The 22,906-nt window shown below is 61.8% G+C and carries 20 protein-coding genes; 4 read left to right on the top strand and 16 right to left on the bottom strand.

All coding sequences use genetic code 11. The features are described from left to right. Positions 1 to 183 precede the first annotated feature (183 nt). The 4 genes from M2397_RS07965 to M2397_RS07950 form a co-directional block, all read right to left on the bottom strand. Entirely contained in the window at positions 184 to 1,818 is a 1,635-nt protein-coding gene (locus M2397_RS07965; RefSeq protein ID WP_405046419.1) for an ATP-binding protein, read from the bottom strand. 44 nt (positions 1,819 to 1,862) lie between these two features. Further along, complete coding sequence (locus M2397_RS07960; protein WP_131696255.1) at positions 1,863 to 3,365, bottom strand: ATPase domain-containing protein; 1,503 nt, start codon at positions 3,363 to 3,365, stop codon at positions 1,863 to 1,865. Between the two features lie 111 nt (positions 3,366 to 3,476). Continuing rightward, positions 3,477 to 4,535: a tetratricopeptide repeat protein gene (locus M2397_RS07955; RefSeq protein ID WP_131696256.1), complete on the bottom strand. Its 1,059-nt coding sequence runs from the start codon at positions 4,533 to 4,535 to the stop codon at positions 3,477 to 3,479. A gap of 70 nt (positions 4,536 to 4,605) precedes the next feature. After that, on the bottom strand, positions 4,606 to 5,499 hold the full coding sequence (locus tag M2397_RS07950) for a bestrophin family protein (RefSeq protein WP_131696643.1): 894 nt from the start codon (positions 5,497 to 5,499) through the stop codon (positions 4,606 to 4,608). Positions 5,500 to 5,699: 200 nt separating this feature from the next. Between M2397_RS07950 and M2397_RS07945 the strand changes: the two genes are divergently transcribed. Genes M2397_RS07945 through M2397_RS07930 form a run of 4 tightly spaced genes read left to right on the top strand, consistent with a single transcriptional unit; the run spans position 5,700 to position 9,589 of the window. Next, complete coding sequence (locus tag M2397_RS07945; protein WP_131696257.1) at positions 5,700 to 6,467, top strand: SDR family NAD(P)-dependent oxidoreductase; 768 nt, start codon at positions 5,700 to 5,702, stop codon at positions 6,465 to 6,467. 12 nt (positions 6,468 to 6,479) lie between these two features. Beyond that, positions 6,480 to 7,664, top strand: a complete 1,185-nt coding sequence (locus tag M2397_RS07940; protein ID WP_259242596.1) for an acetyl-CoA C-acyltransferase — start codon at positions 6,480 to 6,482, stop codon at positions 7,662 to 7,664. A gap of 12 nt (positions 7,665 to 7,676) precedes the next feature. Further along, complete coding sequence (locus tag M2397_RS07935; RefSeq protein ID WP_184742289.1) at positions 7,677 to 8,804, top strand: acyl-CoA dehydrogenase; 1,128 nt, start codon at positions 7,677 to 7,679, stop codon at positions 8,802 to 8,804. Between the two features lie 11 nt (positions 8,805 to 8,815). Further along, positions 8,816 to 9,589 carry an enoyl-CoA hydratase gene (locus M2397_RS07930; protein WP_145337822.1) on the top strand — a complete coding sequence of 258 codons (774 nt, stop codon included), beginning with the start codon at positions 8,816 to 8,818 and terminating at the stop codon, positions 9,587 to 9,589. Positions 9,590 to 9,663: 74 nt separating this feature from the next. Here M2397_RS07930 and M2397_RS07925 read toward each other — a convergent pair whose 3' ends face one another. From M2397_RS07925 to arnC, 12 genes are all read right to left on the bottom strand, one after another. Beyond that, the gene (locus M2397_RS07925; protein WP_259242595.1) at positions 9,664 to 10,815 is read right to left on the bottom strand and encodes an acyl-CoA dehydrogenase family protein; all 1,152 of its coding nucleotides are present in this window, start codon (positions 10,813 to 10,815) and stop codon (positions 9,664 to 9,666) included. 3 nt (positions 10,816 to 10,818) lie between these two features. Further along, entirely contained in the window at positions 10,819 to 11,922 is a 1,104-nt protein-coding gene (locus M2397_RS07920) for an enoyl-CoA hydratase/isomerase family protein (protein ID WP_259242594.1), read from the bottom strand. A gap of 142 nt (positions 11,923 to 12,064) precedes the next feature. Continuing rightward, on the bottom strand, positions 12,065 to 12,775 hold the full coding sequence (locus M2397_RS07915; RefSeq protein ID WP_131696263.1) for an HPP family protein: 711 nt from the start codon (positions 12,773 to 12,775) through the stop codon (positions 12,065 to 12,067). 168 nt (positions 12,776 to 12,943) lie between these two features. Further along, positions 12,944 to 13,099, bottom strand: a complete 156-nt coding sequence (locus tag M2397_RS07910) for a type VI secretion system contractile sheath small subunit (RefSeq protein WP_259242783.1) — start codon at positions 13,097 to 13,099, stop codon at positions 12,944 to 12,946. A 271-nt stretch (positions 13,100 to 13,370) separates the two neighbouring features. Next, the gene (locus M2397_RS07905; protein ID WP_259242593.1) at positions 13,371 to 14,993 is read right to left on the bottom strand and encodes a glycosyltransferase family 39 protein; all 1,623 of its coding nucleotides are present in this window, start codon (positions 14,991 to 14,993) and stop codon (positions 13,371 to 13,373) included. A gap of 3 nt (positions 14,994 to 14,996) precedes the next feature. Then, positions 14,997 to 16,376, bottom strand: coding sequence for a UDP-glucose/GDP-mannose dehydrogenase family protein (locus tag M2397_RS07900; RefSeq protein WP_131696266.1), 1,380 nt, complete (start codon positions 16,374 to 16,376; stop codon positions 14,997 to 14,999). Beyond that, positions 16,373 to 16,786: a 4-amino-4-deoxy-L-arabinose-phosphoundecaprenol flippase subunit ArnF gene (arnF, locus tag M2397_RS07895; RefSeq protein WP_131696267.1), complete on the bottom strand. Its 414-nt coding sequence runs from the start codon at positions 16,784 to 16,786 to the stop codon at positions 16,373 to 16,375. Before arnF ends, M2397_RS07900 begins: the two co-directional genes overlap by 4 nt. Beyond that, on the bottom strand, positions 16,783 to 17,130 hold the full coding sequence (arnE, locus tag M2397_RS07890) for a 4-amino-4-deoxy-L-arabinose-phosphoundecaprenol flippase subunit ArnE (protein ID WP_131696268.1): 348 nt from the start codon (positions 17,128 to 17,130) through the stop codon (positions 16,783 to 16,785). The genes arnF and arnE overlap by 4 nt, the downstream gene beginning before the upstream one ends. Next, positions 17,127 to 18,782 (bottom strand): lipid IV(A) 4-amino-4-deoxy-L-arabinosyltransferase, encoded by a 1,656-nt coding sequence (gene arnT / locus M2397_RS07885; protein ID WP_259242592.1) that lies wholly within the window; start codon positions 18,780 to 18,782, stop codon positions 17,127 to 17,129. The genes arnE and arnT overlap by 4 nt, the downstream gene beginning before the upstream one ends. After that, positions 18,779 to 19,663, bottom strand: a complete 885-nt coding sequence (gene arnD / locus M2397_RS07880) for a 4-deoxy-4-formamido-L-arabinose-phosphoundecaprenol deformylase (protein ID WP_259242591.1) — start codon at positions 19,661 to 19,663, stop codon at positions 18,779 to 18,781. Before arnD ends, arnT begins: the two co-directional genes overlap by 4 nt. After that, the gene (gene arnA / locus M2397_RS07875; RefSeq protein WP_259242590.1) at positions 19,663 to 21,654 is read right to left on the bottom strand and encodes a bifunctional UDP-4-amino-4-deoxy-L-arabinose formyltransferase/UDP-glucuronic acid oxidase ArnA; all 1,992 of its coding nucleotides are present in this window, start codon (positions 21,652 to 21,654) and stop codon (positions 19,663 to 19,665) included. The genes arnD and arnA overlap by 1 nt, the downstream gene beginning before the upstream one ends. After that, entirely contained in the window at positions 21,651 to 22,688 is a 1,038-nt protein-coding gene (gene arnC / locus M2397_RS07870) for an undecaprenyl-phosphate 4-deoxy-4-formamido-L-arabinose transferase (protein ID WP_131696272.1), read from the bottom strand. The genes arnA and arnC overlap by 4 nt, the downstream gene beginning before the upstream one ends. Positions 22,689 to 22,906: the final 218 nt, after the last annotated feature.

The following is a 22,906-nucleotide window of genomic DNA, read 5'->3' as shown; positions in this document are numbered from 1 at the left end:
CTGGGCGCCGATACAAAGGTGACTCACCGACGGCACTTGAGTATTACTTCCTGTATCTAAAAGTAAAACTTCAGACATTGCAGGTCATTAACGAAGTTTTCAATGAGCCAAATTCGTCGCCTTCAACGTAAATAGCCTGTCAGCGGGCCCGGTCGAGACCCAGCGTTTCGCTTGACCTGCGCCTCATTCACTGGCCTTTATGTGAGTCATCTCCCGCACCTTCGCCGTCAACAAGTCAAAGGTAAAGGGCTTGGTGATCAATTGCATCCCCGGGTCCAGGAAACCACCCCGCACCGCCGCATGCTCGGCATATCCGGTAATAAATAACACCTTCAGCTCGGGGCGAATCTGCCTACCGATCTCTGCCAGTTGTCGCCCGTTCATTCCGGGCAAGCCTACGTCGCTGATCATCAGGTCAATGCGTTGGCTGGATTCGATAATCGGGAGTGCGCTATCGGCATCGCCGGCTTCGACAAACGCGTAGCCCAGTTCGCTCAGTACCTGGCTGACCAGCACACGCACCGCCGGGTCGTCCTCGACGATCAGCACGGTTTCACCGGTATTGGCGACAGGCAGCAGCGCCGGGTCCAACGGCCTGTCCTCGCTGATTTCACCGATATAGCGCGGCAGGAACAGACTCACCGTGGTGCCTTTGCCCACCTCGCTGTGGATGGTGACATGCCCGCGTGACTGGCGCGCGAAGCCGTAGATCATCGACAGGCCCAGGCCGGTGCCCTGGCCGATGGGTTTAGTCGTGAAGAATGGGTCGAATACCCGGCCAATCAGGCTTTCAGGGATGCCGCAGCCAGTGTCGCTGACGCTCAGTTCCACATAGTCGCCCGGCGTGAGCGTGCCGTAGGCGGCAGTAAACACGCTGTCCAGATGGCGGTTACTGGTGTCGACCGTCAGCCGCCCGCCCCCCGGCATCGCATCCCTGGCGTTGAGTGCGAGGTTGAGCAGGGCACTTTCCAGTTGATTGGGGTCGGCTTCGGCGGTCCACAATTGGCTGTCCAGGCGCATGTCCAAGGCGATGCTTTCGTTGAGACTGCGTTGCAGCAGCTCGCCCATGGACGTGACCAGTTCGTTGATCTGTACCGGCTTGGAATCCAGCGACTGGCGCCGCGAGAACGCCAGCAAGCGGTGGGTGAGGCCGGCGGCGCGGTTGGCGGAGGTCACACCGAGGTCGATCAGGCTGTCGAGGTCATCCAGCTTGCCTCGGGACACACGCCTTCGCAGCAGTTCCAGGCTGCCGATGATGCCGGTCAGCATATTGTTGAAGTCGTGGGCGATGCCGCCGGTCAACTGGCCGACGGCTTCCATCTTCTGGGATTGGCGCAAGGCTTCTTCATTGCTGCGCAACTGCGCCGTGCGTTCTTCGACTTGCTGCTCCAGCGTCTCAAGGGTGCGCTGCAGGCGCAGTTCGCTCTCGCTCAGGTCGATCAACCTGTCCCGTGCTTCATATTGGCGGCGCCGCCCACGCAGGGCTGCGCTCACCAGGCTGATCAACGTCACGGGGTGGAAGGGACGCTCCAGGAAGGTCACGTTGCCCAGCAAGCCGCTGAGGTGTGATGAGCCGTTGTGCTCGGTGCCACCATGGTGGGTCATTAACACGATGGGCAGGTCAGACCAGGCGGGCTGACGATGCAGATGCTCCAGCAGCGGCTCCAGGTCCGCGCCACGCAGGGCCTCGGCCGCAATGATCAGCATGCCGGCGCCTTGCTCCAGCGCTTCGCACAGCACCGTCAGGTTGCTGGCGATGATCCCGCTGTAACCGGCCTGGTTGAGCATCATCAGCGCCAGCGAGCCGTCACGGCCCATTGGCGCCAGCACGATTGCGCGTTCGGATATGGGTGGTACGGTCGTCACACGCCCTCATCCTTGAGCAAAGGGGAACCGGCGCCCATATAGGTCGGGATCCCACGCAAGACACCTTGGAAGTTATCCAGCGGTTCACCGACGGTCATGCCACGGCTGCCGATACGGTATTCGCGGATGGTCGACTCGTGGGCGCCGGTGCGTTTCTTGATGATCGAGATGGCGCGGCGGACCTTGCCCAGGGCCTCGAAGTAACGCAACAGGATCACCGTGTCGGCCAGGTAAGTAATGTCGACAGGCGCCTGCATGTCGCCGACCAGCCCGTGTTGTGCGACGGTCATGAATGTCGCTGCGCCACGGCGGTTGAGGTACAGCAGCAGTTCGTGCATATGCAGGATCAGCGCGTTTTCTTCCGGCATCGCCGCCTGGTAGCCGTTGATGCTGTCGATAACCACGGTCTTGATCCCGCGTTCATCCACGCAGCGGCGCACGCGGTGTGAGAACTCGCCGGGGGACAACTCGGCGGCGTCCACTTGCTCGATCAGCAGGTTACCGGTGGCTTGCAGGGCGGCGAGATCGATGCCCATGTTGCTCATGCGCTCGAACAGCAGGCCCAGCTCTTCATCGAAGATAAATAACGCAGCCTTTTCGCCACGGGCTACCGCCGCCGCGGCAAAGATCATCGAGATCAGCGATTTGCCGGTACCGGCCGGGCCGAGGATCAGGCTGCTGGAGCCGGTCTCGACACCGCCGCCCATCAAGGCATCCAGCTCACGAATGCCGCTGCTCAAGGTCTGGCGCGTGTAGCCACCGCGATGTTCGGCAGCTACCAGGCGCGGGAATACATGGATGCCGTCCTGCATGATGGTGAAGTCGTGAAAACCGCCACGGTATTTTTGCCCGCGATACTTCACCACCCGCACGCGACGGCGCTCGGCACCGTAGTTGGGGGTCAGCTCTTCGAGACGAACCACGCCGTGGGCCACGCTGTGCACGGTTTTGTCGAGGGATTCGGTGGTCAGGTCGTCGAGCAGCAGCACGGTAGCGTCATAGCGCACGAAGTAATGCTTGATCGCCAGGATCTGGCGGCGATAGCGCAGCGAACTTTGCGCCAGCAGGCGGATTTCCGAGAGGCTGTCGATCACCACGCGGGTCGGTTTGACCCGTTCCACCACTTCAAAGATCTGCCGGGTGGCTTCGCCCAGCTCGAGGTCGGATGAGTACAGCAGGCTCTGCTGATGCTCGGCATCCAGCAGGCTCTCCGGCGGGGTCAATTCAAAGATATGGATATTGTCGTCCAGGTCCCAGCCATGGGACTCGGCGCCCTGGCGCAACTCACGCTCGGTTTCGGACAGTGTGATGTACAGGGTTCGCTCGCCCTTTTTCGCCCCGGCCTGCAGGAAGTGCAGGGCAACCGTAGTTTTACCGGTACCCGGTTCACCTTCCAGCAGGAACAGATGGCTGCGCGATAGCCCTCCGCACAGAATGTCGTCGAGGCCCTCGATGCCGGTGGCTGCTTTTTCGCTTAACAACGCTTTGGATGTAGACAAGAAGTGCCCTCAGGTCACATACGAGTAGAGGATGCGCATCCAGGTGGACGTGCCATGTTCTCTTGACCGTAGCGCTTTGCGGCGGTTCAAACTGATGCGTGATTATTGCGCCTACAGGCCTTGCTGGAGGGCCGGATCGTCAGGGTTTTGCTGTTCGAGCTGGGCGAGCAGCACCTGCACATTCTGCAGTTGACCGCTTTCTTTCCAATAGTTGACCAGCAGCACTCGTGCCTTGCGATTGGCCGGATGGCGCTGGATGATTTCCTCCAATTGGCGCTGGGCGGCTTCCAATTCCTGCTGGGCGTGCAGGGTGGTGGCGAGGTCATAGCGATAATCCTGGTTGTCCGGCTCCAACTCCACCGCCTTGGACAGACCCAGCAGCGCATAGGGACGCTCGCCGTGGTGCAGCAACCACATGCCGAGGGCGTGCTGCAGGTAGGCCGACTCAGGATGCGCCGCCAGTTGCCGTGCCAACAGTTGGCGGGACTCGTCGGTCTTGCCTTGTTTATCCAGCAGTTCGATCTGCGCCACGACCGCTTGCAGGTTGTCCGGCTGCAAGCGCATGGCCTGTTCCAGGGCGTTTTGTGCGTCTGGCAGCAGGGCGCTGTGAATGTACAGGCGCGCCAGTTGAATCCAGCCTTCGGCGGTTTCGGGCTCGGCCTTGAGCTTTTTCACGAACTCGTCCAACACCTGCTGCAACGGCCCGAAGTACAGGCCCAGGGTGTCTGGCGACAGGCCGAGCAAGGCGTTGGCGGCGGTGAAACGCACGCTTTGTTCGGGGTCATCCAGCACTGGGCCGAGCAACAGCGTGCGCTGGCCGGTGGGCACCAGGCCGACGATGCTGTGGATGGCGGCCTCGCGCACCAGCGGCGATTCGCTGCTGAGGTCCTTGTCCGCGAGCTTCAAGGCTTGGGGGCTGGGGTAGTTGGGCAATTCGGCATGCAAGGCGGCGCGGCGCTCGGGTGACAGGTCCGGCCGGCCCAGTTGCTGATACAGCACACGCGCGGCGCCCGGTTCACCGTTGTGTGCCTGTTTCAGGGCTTTGGAGTAGCCATGGGCAATGGCGGGAGGCACGGCCACCTGGGTGGTGCGGGAGAAATACCAGGTGATCAGCACAATCAACAACAGGGCGCACAGGCCGACGATGGAGTAACGGCGTGACTTTGACATGCAGGTGTCCGAAAGCTGAAGAAGCAAAGTCGCAAGCTTCGGTCAGACCACGGCAGGTGTCAAACCCGTGTCAGGTCAGCACGTATTCCACCGGTTCCAGGGCCGGTGGCAGGTCGGTTTCGCCGAGGGCGGCGAGCAGCTCACGCTCCAGGGTGCGCAGGATCGCATTGCAGGGCAGGTCGTTTTCGTCAAAGCCGAAAGGGTCTTCCAGGTCGTCGCCGATTTCATCGAGGCCGAAGAAGGTGTAGCTGACGATGGCGGTAAACACCGGCGTCAGCCAGCCCAGGGGTTCGGCCATGGCGAACGGCAAGAGAATGCAGAACAGGTAAATGGTGCGGTGCAGCAGCAAGGTGTAAGGGAAGGGCAGCGGCGTGCTTTTGATTCGCTCGCACGCGGCCTGTACCTGGCTGAGGCTGACCAGGCGGGTTTCCAACTGGGTGTAACGCCATTCGCTGATGGCGCCTTGCTCGGCCAAAGCGGAAAATCGCGCGCCGAGCTGTTGCAGCACCCGGTCAGGGAGGTTGGGATGACTCGCTTCCACGCTGGCCCACGGCTTTATCGCCCGGGCTTCGTCTTCGTGGCGCAGACGCGCGACCAGCCCGTGGGCGAAGCCGCCCAGCCCCCGCAGCAAGCGCCCACGCTCCGCGGGGTCAGTGAGCACCTGGGTCTCGCGAATCAGCGAGCGCACCTCGATGATCATCTGCCCCAGTTGCTTGCGGCCTTCCCACCAGCGGTCATAGCAGGCGTTATTTCGAAAACTCATGAAGATCGACAGCGACAGCCCGAGCAACGTAAAGGGTGTCGCGTTGACCTTGGAGAAATACGCCGGGTGCAGGGTTTCCACCAACACGATCACCGACGCCAGCAGCGTGACCAGCAGGCTACGCAGGGCGATGCGCTTGGCAATCGAGCCCTTGAGCGAAAACAGGATGCCCAGCAGGTTCGGTTTGGGACGTACGATCATCGGTGGGCGGACTTCTTCGGTGGCGCAGGCTCTCAGGTTAGGAGCTTGCAAGCCGGGCGTCCAATCGCTTGGACTGACCGGCCGATCAGCGCGGTCGATGATTGGCCAAACCAGTCAGCCATGTTGAAGGCTTTGACCATTGCTGCCGTAGCGTTGCAGAGCGACTATTTCGACGATACCGACCGTTCAAGGAACCAATAATGCAGATTGAGAACAAGATTTTTCTGGTCAGCGGCGGCGCTTCCGGCCTTGGTGCGGCCACCGCAGACATGCTGGTCGCGGCCGGCGCCAAGGTCATGCTGGTGGATTTGAATGCCGACGCCGTGGCGGCCAAGGCCAGGCAGCTCGGCGACAACGCCCGCAGCGCAGTGGCGGATATCAGCCAGGAAGCCGCTGCCGAAGCCGCCGTGCAGGCAACGGTCGCGGCGTTTGGCGGTTTGCATGGTTTGGTCAACTGCGCGGGGGTGGTGCGCGGTGAAAAGATCCTCGGCAAGAGTGGCCCCCACGGGCTGGCCAGCTTTGCCCAGGTGATCAACGTCAACTTGATCGGCAGCTTTAACTTGCTGCGCCTGGCGGCAGCGGCCATCGCCGAAACTGAAGCGAACGCCGACGGCGAGCGCGGGGTGATCATCAACACCGCGTCGGTGGCTGCGTTCGACGGGCAGATCGGGCAGGCTGCCTATGCGGCTTCCAAAGGCGCGATAGCCAGCCTGACCTTGCCCGCCGCACGGGAGCTGGCGCGCTTCGGCATTCGCGTGATGACCATCGCCCCAGGCATTTTCGAAACCCCGATGATGGCCGGCATGACCCCGGACGTGCGCGACTCCCTGGCCGCCGGCGTGCCGTTTCCGCCACGCCTGGGCAAGCCTGTCGAATACGCCGCGCTGGTGCGGCACATCATTGAAAACAGCATGCTCAACGGCGAGGTGATCCGTCTCGACGGTGCCTTGCGCATGGCGGCCAAGTAAGGAGGATGACCCATGAATGATCCCATCGTGATTGTCAGCGCCGTGCGCACGCCCATGGGCGGGTTCCAGGGCGACCTCAAGGCCCTGACTGCGCCGCAACTGGGCTCTGCCGCCATCCGTGCGGCGGTCGAGCGTGCCGGCATCGCCGCCGACGCCGTGGATGAGGTGTTGTTTGGGTGCGTGCTGCCCGCCGGCCTGGGCCAGGCGCCTGCGCGTCAAGCCGCCCTGGGCGCCGGGTTGGACAAATCCACGCGTTGCACCACCCTCAACAAAATGTGCGGCTCGGGCATGGAAGCGGCGATCCTGGCCCATGATTCGCTGCTGGCCGGCAGTGTCGACGTGGTGATCGCCGGCGGCATGGAAAGCATGTCCAACGCGCCCTATCTGTTGGACCGCGCCCGCAGCGGCTATCGCATGGGCCACGGCCGCGTCATCGACCATATGTTCCTCGACGGCCTGGAAGATGCGTATGAAAAGGGCCGCCTGATGGGGACCTTTGCCGAGGAGTGCGCGCAGCTGAACGGCTTTAGCCGTGAGGCGCAGGATGCGTTTGCCATCGCTTCGCTGACCCGTGCGCAGGAGGCAATCACCCATGGCAGTTTCGCCGCCGAAATTGTCCCGGTACAGGTCACCGTCGGCAAAGAGCAGAAAACCATCCTGCATGACGAACAGCCCCCCAAGGCAAAGCCGGAAAAAATCCCCAGCCTCAAACCGGCGTTCCGCGAAGGCGGCACGGTGACGGCGGCCAATTCCAGTTCGATTTCCGACGGCGCGGCAGCATTGCTGCTGATGCGTGAGTCCGAGGCGCAAAAGCGCGGGCTCAAGCCGCTGGCGGTGATCCATGGGCACGCGGCTTTTGCCGATGAACCGGGGCTGTTTCCGGTGGCACCGGTGGGGGCGATTCGCAAGTTGATGAGCAAGACCGGCTGGAGCCTCGACGAGGTCGATCTGTTCGAAATCAACGAAGCCTTTGCCGTGGTCAGCCTGGTGACCATGAGCAAACTGGAAATCCCCCATGCCAAGGTCAATGTCCACGGCGGCGCCTGCGCCCTGGGCCACCCGATTGGCGCGTCCGGCGCGCGGATCCTGGTCACGCTGCTTTCGGCCCTGCGCCAGAAAGGCCTCAAGCGTGGCGTCGCCGCCATTTGTATTGGCGGTGGTGAAGCCACGGCCATGGCCGTCGAATGCCTGTATTAAGGACCTACCCCCATGCTGCCCAATGACGAACAACTGCAAATCAGCGACGCGGCCCGGCAATTTGCCCAGGAACGGCTCAAACCGTTTGCCGCCGAGTGGGACCGCGAACATCGCTTTCCCAAGGAAGCCATCGGCGAGATGGCCGAACTGGGCTTTTTCGGCATGCTGGTGCCGGAACAGTGGGGCGGTTGCGACACGGGTTATCTGGCCTACGCCATGGCCCTGGAAGAAATCGCCGCCGGTGACGGCGCCTGCTCCACCATCATGAGCGTGCACAACTCGGTGGGCTGTGTGCCTATCCTGACCTTCGGCAATGATCAGCAGAAGGAGCAATTCCTCACCCCCCTCGCCAGCGGCGCCATGCTCGGTGCTTTTGCGCTGACCGAACCGCAAGCCGGTTCGGATGCCAGCGGCCTGAAAACCCGCGCACGCCTTGAAGGCGATCACTACGTGCTCAACGGCTGCAAACAGTTCATCACCTCCGGCCAGAATGCCGGGGTGGTGATTGTGTTCGCGGTGACCGACCCGGCAGCGGGCAAGCGTGGCATCAGTGCGTTTATCGTGCCCACCGATTCGCCGGGCTACAGCGTGGCCCGTATCGAGGACAAGCTCGGCCAGCATGCCTCCGATACCTGCCAGATCCTGTTCGAGGATGTGAAGGTGCCGGTGGCTAACCGTCTTGGGCAGGAGGGCGAAGGCTACAGGATCGCCCTGGCCAACCTTGAAGGCGGTCGCGTCGGCATCGCCTCCCAGTCGGTGGGCATGGCCCGCGCCGCCTTTGAGGCGGCGCGCGATTATGCCCGGGAGCGCGAAAGCTTCGGCAAGCCAATCATTGAACACCAGGCCGTGGCTTTTCGCCTGGCGGACATGGCCACGCAAATCGCCGTAGCGCGGCAGATGGTGCATTACGCCGCCGCCCTGCGTGACAGTGGCAAACCAGCGCTGGTGGAGGCCTCGATGGCCAAGCTGTTCGCCTCGGAAATGGCTGAGAAAGTCTGTTCCGCAGCCTTGCAAACCCTCGGCGGTTACGGTTACCTGAGCGACTTCCCCCTGGAGCGGATCTACCGCGATGTGCGGGTCTGCCAGATTTATGAAGGCACCAGCGATATCCAACGCATGGTCATCTCACGCAATCTCTAAGGAGCCGATACATGAGTTACGAAACCATTTTGCTCGAAATCCAGGGCCGCGTCGGGCTGATCACTCTCAACCGTCCGCAAGCCCTGAACGCCTTGAATGCACAGTTGGTCAGCGAATTGAACCAGGCGCTGGATGGCCTGGAAGCCAACCCGGAAATCGGCTGCATCGTATTGACCGGCTCGAAAAAAGCCTTCGCCGCTGGCGCCGACATCAAGGAAATGGCCGAGCTGACCTACCCGCAGATCTACCTCGATGACCTGTTCAGTGACAGCGACCGCGTGGCCAACCGCCGCAAGCCGATCATCGCCGCCGTCAACGGCTTCGCCCTGGGCGGCGGTTGCGAACTGGCGCTGATGTGCGATTTCATCCTGGCCGGTGACGGCGCCAAGTTCGGCCAGCCGGAAATCAACCTCGGCGTGCTGCCGGGCATGGGCGGCACCCAGCGCCTGACCCGCGCGGTGGGCAAGGCAAAAGCCATGGAAATGTGCCTGACCGGGCGTTTTATCGATGCGGTTGAAGCCGAGCGCTGCGGGATCGTGGCGCGCATCGTGCCGGCCGATGAACTGCTGGACGAGGCACTGAAAGTCGCCACGCTGATTGCCGGCAAGTCGGTGCCGATCAGCATGATGGTCAAGGAAAGCGTGAACCGTGCGTTTGAAGTGAGCTTGTCCGAAGGCGTGCGCTTTGAGCGCCGAGTGTTCCATGCGGCGTTCGCGACGCAGGATCAGAAGGAAGGCATGGCGGCGTTCGTGGCTAAGCGTGCACCGGAGTTCAAGGATAAGTAAGCGATCCTTCAAGCACTGAAGATCAAATGTGGGAGGGGGCAAGCCCCTCCCACATTGGTTGTGTAGTGTGCCAGTTAGAGTTGGTAGTGCTTGAGCTCTCTTGCAATCACCATCCGCTGGATCTCGCTGGTCCCTTCGTAAATCTGCGTGATCCGCGCATCCCGGTAGTAACGCTCCACCGGGTAATCCTCCAAGTATCCGTAGCCGCCATGGATCTGCATCGCACTCGAGCAGACTTTCTCGGCCATTTCCGACGCAAACAGCTTGGCCTGGGACGCTTCCGATAGGCAGGGCTTGCCGGCACTGCGCAGGCGCGCCGCGTGCAGGATCAGTAAACGGGCAGCGTTCAGGCGGGTTTGCATATCCGCCAGCAGGTTCGCCACGCTTTGGTGCTCGATGATCGGCTTGTCGAACTGCACCCGGTCGCGGGCATAGGCCAGCGCCGCCTCAAAGGCCGCACGGGCGATGCCCAGCGCCTGGGCGGCAATGCCGATGCGGCCGCCTTCGAGGTTGGACAGGGCGATGGCCAGGCCTTTGCCGCGCTCGCCGAGCAGGTTGGCCTCGGGCACGCTGCATTGGTTGAAGGTCACAGCGCAGGTATCCGAGGCCCGAATACCCATCTTGTGTTCGGTGCGATCGACTACAAACCCTGGGGTGTCGGTGGGGACCAGGAACGCGGAAATACCTTTCTTGCCCAGGTCCGGGTCGGTTACGGCAAATACAATCGCCAGCTTGGCGCGCTTGCCGTTACTGACGAACTGCTTGGCGCCATTGATCACCCACTGGCCATCGCGCAGTTCGGCCCGGGTGCGCAGGTTGTGGGCCTCGGAGCCGGCCTGCGGTTCGGTCAGGCAAAAGCAGCCAATCGCCTGACCACTGGCGAGGTCGGCCAGCCAGGTTTGTTTCTGTACATCTGTGCCGTAGTTGAGGATTGGCCCGCAACCCACTGAATTATGGATACTCATCAACGCGCCGGTGGCGCCATCACCGGCAGAAATCTCTTCCACCGCCAGGGCATACGCCACGTAGTCGACATAAGTGCCGCCCCATTCTTCCGGCACTACCATGCCCAAGAGGCCCAGCTCACCCATCTTCGCCACCAGGGCGTCGTCGATCCAGCCGGCCTTCTCCCAGGCTTGGGCGTGGGGGGCAATTTCGCCGCGGGCGAAGTCGCGCGCCATGTCCCGAATCATTACCTGTTCTTCAGAGTATTCAATGTCTTGCATGGCTTATTTCGCAACCTGCTCGAAGTGGTGGAAGAAGCTGTCGACATGGCTTTTGTCCAGCCCATGGAGCGTCGGCGGGTTCCAGCGAGGGTTCTTGTCCTTGTCGATGATCAGCGCGCGGACCCCTTCGATCAGGTCGCCGCGTTCGAACCATTGGCGGTCAAGGTGCAGTTCCAGGGCAAAGCACTGCTCCAACGGCAAGCGCCGGCCGCGTCGCAGCATTTCCAGGGTCACGGCCATGGCCAGGGGCGAGCGGGTGCGCATCAGGTGGACGGTGTTCAATGCCCATTCATGGCTGTCGGCGACCGTAACTTCCTGGAGTTGCTCGACAATGCTCGGAATGTCCGGCAGGCCGAAGAAGTGGTCGATAGCCGGACGCAATGCGGCCAACGGCGGGTCGGGCAGCCGCTGCACGGCGAGCTTGGACAGCACGCCTTGCAGGTCCTTGAGAGGCGATTCGTGCCATTGCAGGCTATCGAGCTTCTGGTCGAGGCTGGCCAGCTTGGCGCTGTCCAGGTACCAGTTGGCCAAACCGCAATAGAGGGCGTCTGCCGCGTGGACCTGCACGCCGGTAACGCCGAGGTAAATGCCCAGTTCACCGGGAATACGGGGCAGGAAGTAGCTGCCACCGACATCCGGGAAATAACCGATCGCCACCTCCGGCATCGCCAGGCGGCTACGCTCGGTGACGACACGCAAATCCGCGCCCTGCACCAGGCCCATGCCGCCGCCCAGGACAAACCCGTCCATCAGGGCCAGCACGGGCTTGCGGTAATGATGGATGGCCAGGTCCAACGCGTATTCCTCGACGAAGAACTCTTCGTGCAGGGTGTCGCCGCGTTTGAAACTGTCGTACAGGGAACGGATATCGCCGCCGGCACAGAAAGCCTTTTCGCCCGCACCGCGCAGGACCACGGCATGCACCTGTGGGTCGTCTGACCAGGCCAGCAACTGTTGCGTCAGGCGGCGGACCATGTCCAGGGTGAGGGCGTTCAAGCCGGAGGGGCGATTGAGGGTGAGGTGGCCGATATGGTTGCGTACCTCGGCCAGTACGTCGTCCTCAAGCCTATCGGCACTGCTTGCTTCGCTTGAAACCTGAGCAGTCATCTATAACTCCCTGCTTTTATTGTTCTTTATCAAGATGTTCGTGTGCGAACACTCTCGTGATCGTACCAGTGCAAATTTGCACAGTACAACCCGGAATCATGCAGGTCGTTTTTGCATTTCTGCAGGGGGGCCGGGCGTGGGCTCAGGTTACGCGGGTTGCCAGCACTTCACCGATGCTGCGGCGCCGAGCGTGGGTTTCTGCAGCGTGGATCAATTGCTCCAACTCCGTGGGAGCTACGTCGTAAAATTGCTCCATGTCAGCCAGCGCCAACTTCAAGTCGGCAGCGGTAATGGCGGGGTCTCGGGCAGCCTTGGGATCAGGCAGGATAGCTGTTGGAGCCTCGACAGCGCCCTTGGGGTAGCGTGTTCGGGTGGCATTGTTGTAGGCCAGCGCGCAGGCCAGCAGGGCACCGGCACCGAGTAGTACAGCACCCAATTCGTGCCAGCCCAGGGCGGCGGAGGCAGGATCGGCTAATACCAGGGTCATGGCCAGGCCGCCGGCGGGCGGATGCAGGCAACGCAGCCAGCACATCAGCACCACGGCCATGCCAGCTGCCAGGCAAGCACCGCCCAGGGTGCGACCAAGGACGCGGGCCACCAGCAACGCCACGACACCGGCGCACAGGTAGCTGCCGATGATCGACCAGGGCTGCGCCAGCGCACCGGACGAAACCGCAAACAACAACACCGCTGAAGCCCCCAACGGACCGAGCAGGTGCAGCGCCACCTCCATGCCGAAGACCTGGGCGCAGAGCCAGACACTGAATAATGTACCCAAGGCCATGCCAATCGCGGCACGGCTCCATTCGGCGGGGCGGGTATTGATAGCAGCGGGAAACCAGCGAGCGAGCATTGAAAAGAAATCCATAAACGGCGGGCAAAAAAAAGGCTTGTCTGGTTGCCCGGAAAAGCCCTTTGAAAGTTCCTGCATTCGGGGGAGGAACACTGCGCAGTGTGCCGTGCCAGATAGGTCAGCGCCAATGCATATTAATGAGGGTTAAATACAAAAATAATGAATTTATTACGAAGTGACAGCAGGATTGAGCTTGCCCAGTACGCGATTATCGGTTTCTTCATTGAACAAGTGCTTTTGCAGGTTTTCCTGCAGCCCTGGCTCGCCGGCCAAGGGACCTTTGAGTGCCACCAGGGCATTGCGCAGCCACATCAGCCGATCCAGCGGCGGAACGGACAGGTAGCCGATATGCACTTCATCACGGGCCAGGGAAGTTGGGGTATCCGGTAAACGGTCATTTGGCACGGTTTGTCCTCTCACGAAGTGAGCCGCGGTGCTGGCTGCGGCTCATAGCGTCCTTGTTGTTATCCATGGCCTGTGGCGGTAGACAGTTACCGCACGTGGCCATCGAGTTTACAGTTGGGTTTCAGACGCGGGAAAGTGAAATGACACCAGCCATTACGCATAGCTTCGTAGGATCTTTCTGCGTCGCAACTCAAGGTTGAGTGGCTTTGGCCAGGTACAGCAGCACATAGGGGTTTCGGTCGAACTCGCCGGTCAACGTTGGTGTGATAGAGGCAAATCGCGGGTCTTTGAGCCCTTCGAAATCCTCCTGGCTCATCACCAGCCATGCCGGCCCTCGTAACGGCGCCAGGTCAGAGGCTTGTCGGGTAAACAACGGCACCTGATCGCAGTCGAGGTTAACCATGAATTTGATCGCCTTGGCGTCTTTGCCCAAGCCGTGCAATACCACCGGGGCGCGCTGTTGCTGGACCTGCTCATGCACTTGGAGCGTAAAGGTGCGGGTGTCGTAGATGCTGCGTTCGAGCGGTTCGACCACTGCTATATACGTTGCCCACACCGCAAGGACGGCGGCAAGCGCCGGCCCCAACGGCCGTAGACGAGCCCTGAACAACGCCAGCAATGCCAAGGCTTGCAACAGCCCGAGCACGGCAAACACCGGCCCCAGCTGGCTCAACTGCTCCGGATAACGTGGCCGCGCGAAGATCAGCCCAACGATCAGCAGGCCTGGCAGCAGTGTCCAGACACCCAGCATCAGCCCGCGCAGCCATGCAAACAGACGACCTTCAACGACCTGGAACGGGTACGCCGCAATGATCGCCGCCATCGGCAACATCGCCAGCACATAGCGGGCCTTCTTTGCCTGGGGAATCGACAGGCCCAGCATCACCAGAAAGCCAGCGGCAGCGCAGTACAGCACCAGTTGCAACGCGGGCGTCGGTACGCGTCGCCGACCGACCGCGACCGCCAGCAGCACCAGCAGTGCCACGGGATAGGCGAGGGCGTAATTACCCAGCGAGCTGGTGAAGTAGTACAACGCGCCGCTGGAGCCTTCACTGCCGTCCATCCGCCCCAGGAACTGCATGCGGATCACATCCTGCATGAAGCTCTCGCCGCCACTGAGCTTGGCCATCAGCAGCAGCAGGCCGACACAGGCCACCAGCAGCGCCAGTGCCAGCAGGCCGAAACTGAACAGTTGGCGCCATTGTCGGTTGATCAGGTAGTAGCTGCACAGCACGCCCGTAGGAATCACCAGCCCGATAGGCCCACGAATCGCAAAGCCAAGGATCAGCAGCAGGTACAGCCAGTGCAGGCGTTTACCCCCGCCGAAATGGTCATGGGCATAACCGAGGTAGAACACCGCCAAGGCGATGGCCGCGAGCATCTGGTCGAGGGACACCGCGCGGGTTTCACTGATGAAGGTACTGCTCAGCAACAGCAGCGCGAGGCTCAGCAGCCCCCAACGCTGGGAGTAGGGCGCCGTCAGGCGATACACCAGGGTGACGATCACTGCCGAAGCCATGGCCGTCGGCAGCCAGGCCGTGAGGCTGGTGACCTGGCCCAGGGGCAGCGACAACAGCCAGGTCATCAGCGTTGAGGTGGCGAGGTAATCAGCATACGGCTGCCCGTACGTGGTGGGGAAAAAGCCCGGCCCATGGCGCAGCATCTCCTGGGCAAACACCACGAAGCGTGAGTCGAAACCGATAATCGCCTGGTGCCAACTGCCGGCGATAAACAACAACAGCGCCAGCAATCCCAGGCCGAGGGATTGGCGGCGGATCGTTGGGCTGAGCAGGGACGACTGAGCTTTGTTCACGTATCAGGCTTCCACGACCTGCGGCACCCACTGCTGCTGGGGAATCGGCAACTGGCAGGAATCGCCACGGCCAATCGGGTAGTACTGGAAGCCTTTGCGCGCCAGGCGTTCACCGTCGTACAGGTTGCGGCCGTCGAAGATCACCGGGGTTTTCAGGCGCTGGTGGATCAGGTCGAAGTCCGGCGCCTTGAACTGCTGCCATTCGGTGCAGACGATCAGCGCATCGGCGCCGACCAACGTGGACTCCGGCGTGCCCATCAGCATCAGCCGTTGCTCGTCACCGTAGAGGCGCTGGGTTTCCTGCATGGCCTCCGGATCGAACGCCCGGACGTTGGCGCCGGCAGCCCACAGGGCTTCCATCAGCACGCGGCTGGGCGCATCGCGCATGTCGTCGGTGTTGGGCTTGAACGCCAGGCCCCAGAGGGCAAAGGTCTTGCCGCGCAGGTTGCCCTGGAAGAACGCATTGATGCGGTCGAACAGCTTGCTCTTCTGGCGCTGGTTGATGGCTTCCACGGCTTCCAGCAGGTCGCTGGAACAGTTGGCCTGCTTGGCGCTGTGGATCAAGGCGCGCATGTCCTTGGGGAAGCACGAGCCGCCGTAGCCGCAGCCAGGGTAGATAAAGTGGTAGCCGATGCGTGAGTCGGCGCCGATGCCCAGGCGCACGGCCTCGATGTCGGCGCCCAGGTGTTCGGCCAGCTCGGCGATCTGGTTGATAAAGCTGATCTTGGTGGCCAGCATGCAGTTGGCGGCGTATTTGGTCAGCTCGGCGCTGCGCAGGTCCATGAAGATGATGCGGTCGTGGTTGCGGTTGAACGGCGCGTACAGGTCACGCATCACGTCGCGCACTTCTTCGCGCTCGCAACCGATGATGATGCGGTCCGGACGGCGGCAGTCGGAAACGGCAGAGCCTTCCTTGAGGAATTCCGGGTTGGAGACGATATCGAACTCCAGGTGCCGACCGGCCAGGTGCAGGACTTTTTCGATATGGGCGCGCAGGGTATCGCCGGTACCCACGGGCACGGTGGATTTCTCCACCAGGATCACCGGTTCGATACGGTGGCGGGCCACCGCATCGCCCACCGACAACACGTACTTGAGGTCCGCCGAGCCGTCTTCATCCGACGGCGTGCCCACCGCGATAAACAGCACTTCGCCGTGTTCGACGGCGAGTTTTTCATCGAAGGTGAAGTGCAGTCGCCCGCTTTCCAGGTTTTCCTTAACCATGGCCGCCAGTCCCGGCTCGAAGATGCTCACATGGCCTTGCTGCAGGAGCTTGACCTTGTTCTGATCGACGTCCATGCAGATGACATCGTGACCGACTTCGGCTAATACGGTGGCCTGTACCAGACCGACGTAACCACTACCAAATACACTGATTTTCATGGGGCATTCCTGGCGCTTGCAGCGCTAGCACGGCGAGAGTTAATGACCAGCACACCGAGGATGACCAAGGCCACCCCCAGGGTTTTCGAGAGGGAAAAATGTTCGTTGAACACCGGCAGGCTGGCGGCCAGCAGGTACACCAGCGCGTAGCTGATGCTCAGCAGCGAATAGGCGCGGCCCAGGGGCAGGTGCTTGAGGGCGCCGAGCCAGCAGAGCATCGACAGCGCGTAGGCCAGGATCGCCAGGCTCACCACCCCCAACGCCCCGAAGTCGATGGCGTTGCTGTTGAATGCCGTCAGCCATTCGGCGGGCAAGGGCAGGCGCGTCATGCTCCAGCGCATGCCCAATTGGGCGGCGCTGACCAGGCCAACGCTGCCCAGGGCCAGGGCGAAACCACGAATGCGGCTCATACCTGGCGCCCCAACAGCACCACACCGGCAATCACCAGCGCCACGCCCAGCCAATGCCGTGTGTCGATGGTTTCCTTGAACACGAAGCGCGCCACCAGCGTGACCAGAACAAAATTGAGGCTGAGCATCGGGTAGGCGATGCCGACTTCCAGACGCTGCAACACCAGCAACCACACCAGCAAACCAAAACCCAGGCACAGCAGGGCAGACCACAACCACGGCGAGCGCAGTTTCAGCGTCCAATCGTCGGGCTGGTCGCGCCAGCCTTCCACGGCGAATTTCTGCGAGACCTGGCCCATGCATGTCAGCAGGCAGGCCGCCAAGAACAGGAGCAGTGTGATCATGGCGCAACCTGCGGGAACACCAGGATCACGATATTGCCTTGCTCGTAGCGCTTGCCGTCTTTGGGCAGCAACGCCACTTCGGCGATTTCGTCGTCACCCTTGACGCGCATCACCACACCGACCGCGCCGTGTTTGCGCGCGTCGCTCATCCATTGCTGGACCTGCGTGGTGTCGACCTTGTGATGGGCCGCATCGTCGAAGGCCAAGCCATATTTCACTTCGCCGATGGTGTTATAGAGGGTCACGTCCGGGCGCTTGACGCGCCACGCCAGGGCGGAGGCCGCGCCCAGGTCGTTGCTCAGCAACGCGGTGGTCTGGCTCAGTTCCTGGAGGTGATCGATGATGAACTGGTCCGGGGTCTTGTTATAAACCACCGAATGGGGCAATGCGGCCGGGACCAACGCCACCATCAACCAACTGCCGATCACCGGCGCGGCCCACAGTTTCAAAGGCCGTGCGGCCTGCAGCAGGTTGACGAGGATCCAGCCAAACAGGAAGGCAAACACCAGTACCAGGCTGAGGGTTTCACTGCCGTGCTCATACACCGGTTTTTTCAGTTGGAACCAGGTCAGTGCGAGCAATGCCACGACACCGATGATCAGGTTCAGCCCGCCGTTGACCCGCAACGCACGGTCACGGCCTTCGCCCAATTTGGTGGACAACGCAGACCCCATCAGCAACGCCAGCGGCAGCAGGCACGGCATGATGTAGGAGGGCAACTTGCCTTTGGCCAGACTGAAGAAGGCCAGGGGCATCAACAACCACAGCAGCAGAAACGCGGTGGCAGGCAAGCGCTTTTGCTGCCACGCCTGCTTGAAGGTGGACGGCAGCAGGGCGACCCATGGCAACGAAAACGCGACCAGCAGCGGCAGGTAATACCAGAACGGCTCGGCGTGCTGTGCATCCTCGCCGGCAAAACGCTGGATGTGCTCGTGCCAGAAGAAGAAGTTCCAGTAGTCCGGCTCTTGCAGGTGCACGGTCAGGGCCCAGGGCAGGCTTACGACAATGGCGACGACCACGGCGACCAGGCCGTAACCGAGCAGTTCGCGAAAGCGCTTCTGCCAGATCGCGTAGGGCAGGGCAATCAGCACCGGCAACAGCCACGCCAGGAAGCCCTTGGTCATAAAGCCCATGCCACAGGCCAAACCGAGCAGCGCCCAGGCTCCCAGGCGGCCGTTGCGGGTGGTGCTGTCGAAGCAGAACCACAGGGCGACGCCGGTCAGGTTGACCCAGAACGTGAACTGCGGATCGAGGTTGGCATAGCCGCCCAGTGCCGCCACGCTGACAAAACTCATGTACAGCACGGTGCTGACCAGGCTCTTTTGCGGGTCATTCCACAGCCGGCGGGACACCAGGTACACCAGCAGGATGCTCAAGCCGGTGCTCAACGCCGAGGCGAAGCGTACACCAAACAGGTTCTGCCCGAAGATCGCCTGGCCCAGCGCGATCATCCAGTACCCTGCAGCGGGTTTTTCGAAGTAGCGAATCCCCATGAAGTGCGGCGACGCCCACTTGCCGGTCAGCAGCATTTCCTGGCTGATCTGCGCGTAGCGGGTTTCATCCGGAATCCACAGGCCGTGGGTGGCCAGCGGCAGCAAATAGAACGCGCCGAATGCCAACAGGAGCAGGGGCAACGCCCAGCGCCGGATCATGCCTGCTGCACTCCGAGCCAACCCTCACGGCCGCTCAATGCGCCGCGCACCAAGTGTTGCCGGGGCAGGGTGGTCAGGTCCGCAGGCAACAAGTCGCCCAGGGGTTTGAAATCGATGCCGCGCTGCGCTGCCTGGGCGAGCAACTGGCGAAAATCATTGGCCATCAGAATCCCTTCTACTTCTGCGTGGATCGTGTAGACGTTGAGCTTCGACTCGGCAAACCTGTCAAGAATGAAACCGTTGAAGTCTTTGGCGGCCACCACCGGCCCGACGACTTCGTCGAAGGTCGGCAGGTCCACCGGAATTTGTGGCGTACCCGCGCTGCCATCGGCCAATGTCGGCCGAAACAGGCTGGTACCCCGGCAATCGCTGTTGTAGCGAAAGTTGAACCCTTGCTTGGCTTGCACCACACGCTCATCGGCACGCCACCCGGCGGCCGCGGAACAGTCGATGCGTTCGCCGAGGATGTCGCTCAAGGTCTCCACGCCGCGTCGAATCTGCTCCACCAGCTGTGCATCGCTCCAACGCCCGGTGTTGGCCTGCCAGCCGTGGTGATCCCAGGCATGCAGGCCAACTTCATGCCCCGCCGCCTTGGCCTGGCGCATCAAGTGCCCCAGGTCACGGCCGATGGGCTTGCCTGGCCAGGCGGTGCCGGCCAGCAGGATGTCCCAGCCGTACAGGCCGGCAGCATTGGAACGCAGCATTTTCCACAGGAACTGCGGGCGGATCAGGCGCCACAAGTGGCGCCCCATATTGTCCGGCCCGACACTGAAGAAGAACGTCGCTTTTACCCCGGCCTCATCCAGGGATTCGAGCAACCGCGGCACACCTTCACGGGTGCCGCGGTAGGTGTCGACGTCGATGCGAAGACCTGCCTGCATCAGCGCTTGTCCGCGATTTCGAGCATGGCTTCACGCAGGAAGAAGTCCAGCGTGTTGCCGATGGTTTCGCTCATCTCAACGGTCGGCTCCCAGTTCAGCAGGCGCTTGGCGTTTTCGATGTTTGGCTTGCGGTGGGCCACGTCCTGGTAACCGGTGCCGTAGAACGCCTTGCTTTCTACATCGCGGAAACCGGCGAACGGCGGGAAGTTGCTGCGCAGCGGGTGCGCTTCGAACTGACGCAGCAGCTCTTCGCCCAACTGACGGATGCTGGCTTCGTTTTCCGGGTTGCCGATGTTGATGATCTGGCCGTTGCAGGCATCGTTGTCGTTGTCGATGATGCGCGCCAGGGCTTCGATACCGTCGGCGATGTCGGTGAAGCAGCGCTTCTGCTCGCCACCGTCGAACAGGCGGATCGGCGTACCTTCCACCAGGTTGAGGATCAGCTGGGTGATCGCACGGGAGCTGCCGATACGCGCCGAATCCAGGCGATCCAGGCGCGGGCCCATCCAGTTGAACGGACGGAACAGGGTGAAGTTCAGGCCCTTGGCGCCGTAGGCCCAGATCACGCGGTCCAGCAGTTGCTTGGAGACCGAGTAGATCCAGCGCTGCTTGTTGACCGGGCCGACCACCAGGTTGGAGGTGTCTTCGTCGAAGTACGGGTCCTGGCACATGCCATAGACTTCGGAGGTCGACGGGAAGATCACGCGCTTGTTGTACTTGACGCAGTAGCGCACCAGCTTGAGGTTTTCTTCGAAATCCAGCTCGAACACGCGCAGCGGGTTACGGGTGTACTCGATGGGTGTGGCGATGGCCACGAGCGGCAGGACCACGTCGCACTTCTTGATGTGGTACTCGATCCACTCGGTGTGGATGCTGATGTCGCCTTCGACGTAATGGAAGTTTGGGTGGCTGCGCAGGCGCTCGATGGCGTCGGAGCCGATGTCCAGGCCGTAGACTTCATAACGGTCGTCACGCAGCAGGCGCTCGGACAGGTGGTTACCGATGAAACCGTTCACACCGAGGATCAGCACGCGGGTACGGCGCGGCTTGCGGCCGGACTCGGCACCGCGCAGCACGGAGCCGTCGACCAGGCCCAGTTCGTTGGCCAGGGACGGACCAGCCAGGTACAGGCCGTTGTCGTTGCGCTGGCCGAACTTGACCACCAGGGAGTCTTCACCGCAGGCGATGCGCAGCGGGTTGACGCTGATCACGCGGCCCGGCGCCAGGCCTTCGTTGCCCTTGACCACTTCGGCTTGCCAGACGATGAGCTGGTGCTCACCGACAGAGCAGAAGGCGCCCGGGTACGGTTGAGTCACCGCACGCACGAGGTTGAACAGTTCTTCAGCCGGTTTTTTCCACTCCAGCTTGCCGTCGGCTGCCGTGCGGCGACCAAAGTAGGTGGCCTGGCTTTCGTCCTGGGCAGTCTCGGGCAGCTTGCCCGCAGCCAGTTGCGGCAGGGCATCGCGCAACAGGCTGGTCGCCGCATCACGCAGCTTGGCATGCAGGGTCAGGCCGGTGTCGGTGCGCTCGATCACGACTTTTTGCTGGACCAGGATCGCGCCGGCATCGGCACGTTTGACCATGCGGTGCAGGGTCACGCCGGTTTCGGTTTCGCCATTGACCAGCACCCAGTTGGCCGGTGCGCGGCCACGGTATTTAGGCAGCAGCGAGCCGTGCAGGTTGAACGCGCCTTTGCTGGCGGTGGCCAACAGCGGCTCGCTCAACAGGTTGCGGTAGTAGAAAGAGAAGATGTATTCCGGGTTCAGCTTGGCAATGCGTTCGATCCACAGCGGGTGGTTGGCATCTTCCGGCGCATGTACCGGGATGCCGTTGCGCGCGCACAGCTGGGCGACGGAACCGTAGAAATTGTTTTCCTTGGGGTCATCGGCATGGGTGAACACGGCGGCAATGTCGTAGCCGGCAGTCAGCAGGGCTTCAATGCCCGCACAGCCAATATCGTGGTAAGCGAAGACAACGGCTTTTGAATTCATGACGAAACCTGATCGGAAGGAGAAGTAGTGGTGGAATGGGAGGACACCAGGCCGTCAACGACGACCACGGGTGCCGGTGCTGCCGGTTGGTTGCGCAGCACTTTTTCAATAAAGAAACGTGGGCGGGCGCGGACATCGCTGTACATGCGGCCCAGGTATTCACCCAGCAGGCCCATGCCGATGAACTGGCCGCCGGTGAACACGAACAGCACCGCGAACAGCACGAACATGCCGTCGCCGGCCCATTCAGCACCGAAGGCCAGGCGCAGGATGATCAGTGCAAAGGCGAACAGCATGCCCAAGGCCGCCAGGCTGAAGCCGACGATGGACAGCAGGCGCAGCGGGGTGGTGGTCATGCAGGTCAGCAGGTCGAACATCAGGCTGATCAGGCGCATGGCGCTGTATTTGGACTCGCCGTGTTCACGCTCGGCGTGGTGCACAAGGATCTCGGTGGTGTGGCGGGCAAAGCCGTTGGCCAGGATCGGGATAAAGGTGCTGCGCTCACGGCAGGCGAGCATGGCGTCGACGATCGTGCGGCGGTAAGCGCGCAGCATGCAGCCGTAGTCGGTCATGGCCACGCCAGTGGAGCGTTGCACGGCGAGGTTGATCAGGCGCGAAGGCCAGCGGCGAAAGGCCGAGTCCTGGCGATTGTTACGCACGGTGGCGACCACGTCGTAGCCCAGGGCCGCTTGCTCCACCAGGCGTGGGATTTCTTCGGGCGGGTTCTGCAGGTCGGCATCGAGGGTAATCACCACTTCGCCCCGGCACTGCTCGAAACCGGCCATGATCGCCGCATGCTGCCCGTAGTTGCGATTGAGGATCACCGCCACCACGTTGCTGCCGTCTTCAGCGGCGGCGTCTTCGAGCAATTGGGCGGAGTTGTCGCGGCTACCGTCATCCACCAGGATGATTTCGTATTCGTAGGCCAGTTGCTTGCAGGCGGCGGTGGTGCGGCGCAGCAGTTCAGGCAGGCTTTCTTGTTCGTTGTAGACCGGGATAACGATCGACACGCAATGAATAGGGTAGGGTTTCAAAGATTCATGACCTCGGGGTTAGAGCAACTTGGAGCGTGAAAGCGGTAGTAATCATTGGGCGAACACCTGGCCCGCTGGTAAAAAAACGGCGCTAAAGATGAAGCGTAATCAACAGGTTAGCGGGTGTTGTGTGACTCGCTCTGAAGGTTCACGTTCAAGATTAAGCGCAAAAATGTGCAACAGATATGAAAGGCAGATGAAAAACTCGTTTATTTGAC

Origin of the sequence: Pseudomonas sp. BIGb0381 (assembly GCF_024809815.1) — a bacterium.
GTDB lineage: Bacteria > Pseudomonadota > Gammaproteobacteria > Pseudomonadales > Pseudomonadaceae > Aquipseudomonas.
Note: the sequence above shows the minus strand (reverse complement) of the source record. Positions and strands in the feature narration are given on the sequence as shown.

Bases quoted from the DNA above. Each gene is read 5' to 3' on its own strand.
- M2397_RS07965 (WP_405046419.1), bottom strand. From the start codon at position 1,818: ATGGGCCGTGACGGCTCGCTGGCGCTGATGATGCTCAACCAGGCCGGT.
- M2397_RS07955 (WP_131696256.1), bottom strand. From the start codon at position 4,535: ATGTCAAAGTCACGCCGTTACTCCATCGTCGGCCTGTGCGCCCTGTTG.
- M2397_RS07950 (WP_131696643.1), bottom strand. From the start codon at position 5,499: ATGATCGTACGTCCCAAACCGAACCTGCTGGGCATCCTGTTTTCGCTC.
- M2397_RS07945 (WP_131696257.1), top strand. From the start codon at position 5,700: ATGCAGATTGAGAACAAGATTTTTCTGGTCAGCGGCGGCGCTTCCGGC.
- M2397_RS07940 (WP_259242596.1), top strand. From the start codon at position 6,480: ATGAATGATCCCATCGTGATTGTCAGCGCCGTGCGCACGCCCATGGGC.
- M2397_RS07935 (WP_184742289.1), top strand. From the start codon at position 7,677: ATGCTGCCCAATGACGAACAACTGCAAATCAGCGACGCGGCCCGGCAA.
- M2397_RS07930 (WP_145337822.1), top strand. From the start codon at position 8,816: ATGAGTTACGAAACCATTTTGCTCGAAATCCAGGGCCGCGTCGGGCTG.
- M2397_RS07925 (WP_259242595.1), bottom strand. From the start codon at position 10,815: ATGCAAGACATTGAATACTCTGAAGAACAGGTAATGATTCGGGACATG.
- M2397_RS07920 (WP_259242594.1), bottom strand. From the start codon at position 11,922: ATGACTGCTCAGGTTTCAAGCGAAGCAAGCAGTGCCGATAGGCTTGAG.
- M2397_RS07915 (WP_131696263.1), bottom strand. From the start codon at position 12,775: ATGCTCGCTCGCTGGTTTCCCGCTGCTATCAATACCCGCCCCGCCGAA.
- M2397_RS07900 (WP_131696266.1), bottom strand. From the start codon at position 16,376: ATGAAAATCAGTGTATTTGGTAGTGGTTACGTCGGTCTGGTACAGGCC.
- arnF (WP_131696267.1), bottom strand. From the start codon at position 16,786: ATGAGCCGCATTCGTGGTTTCGCCCTGGCCCTGGGCAGCGTTGGCCTG.
- arnE (WP_131696268.1), bottom strand. From the start codon at position 17,130: ATGATCACACTGCTCCTGTTCTTGGCGGCCTGCCTGCTGACATGCATG.
- arnT (WP_259242592.1), bottom strand. From the start codon at position 18,782: ATGATCCGGCGCTGGGCGTTGCCCCTGCTCCTGTTGGCATTCGGCGCG.
- arnD (WP_259242591.1), bottom strand. From the start codon at position 19,663: ATGCAGGCAGGTCTTCGCATCGACGTCGACACCTACCGCGGCACCCGT.
- arnA (WP_259242590.1), bottom strand. From the start codon at position 21,654: ATGAATTCAAAAGCCGTTGTCTTCGCTTACCACGATATTGGCTGTGCG.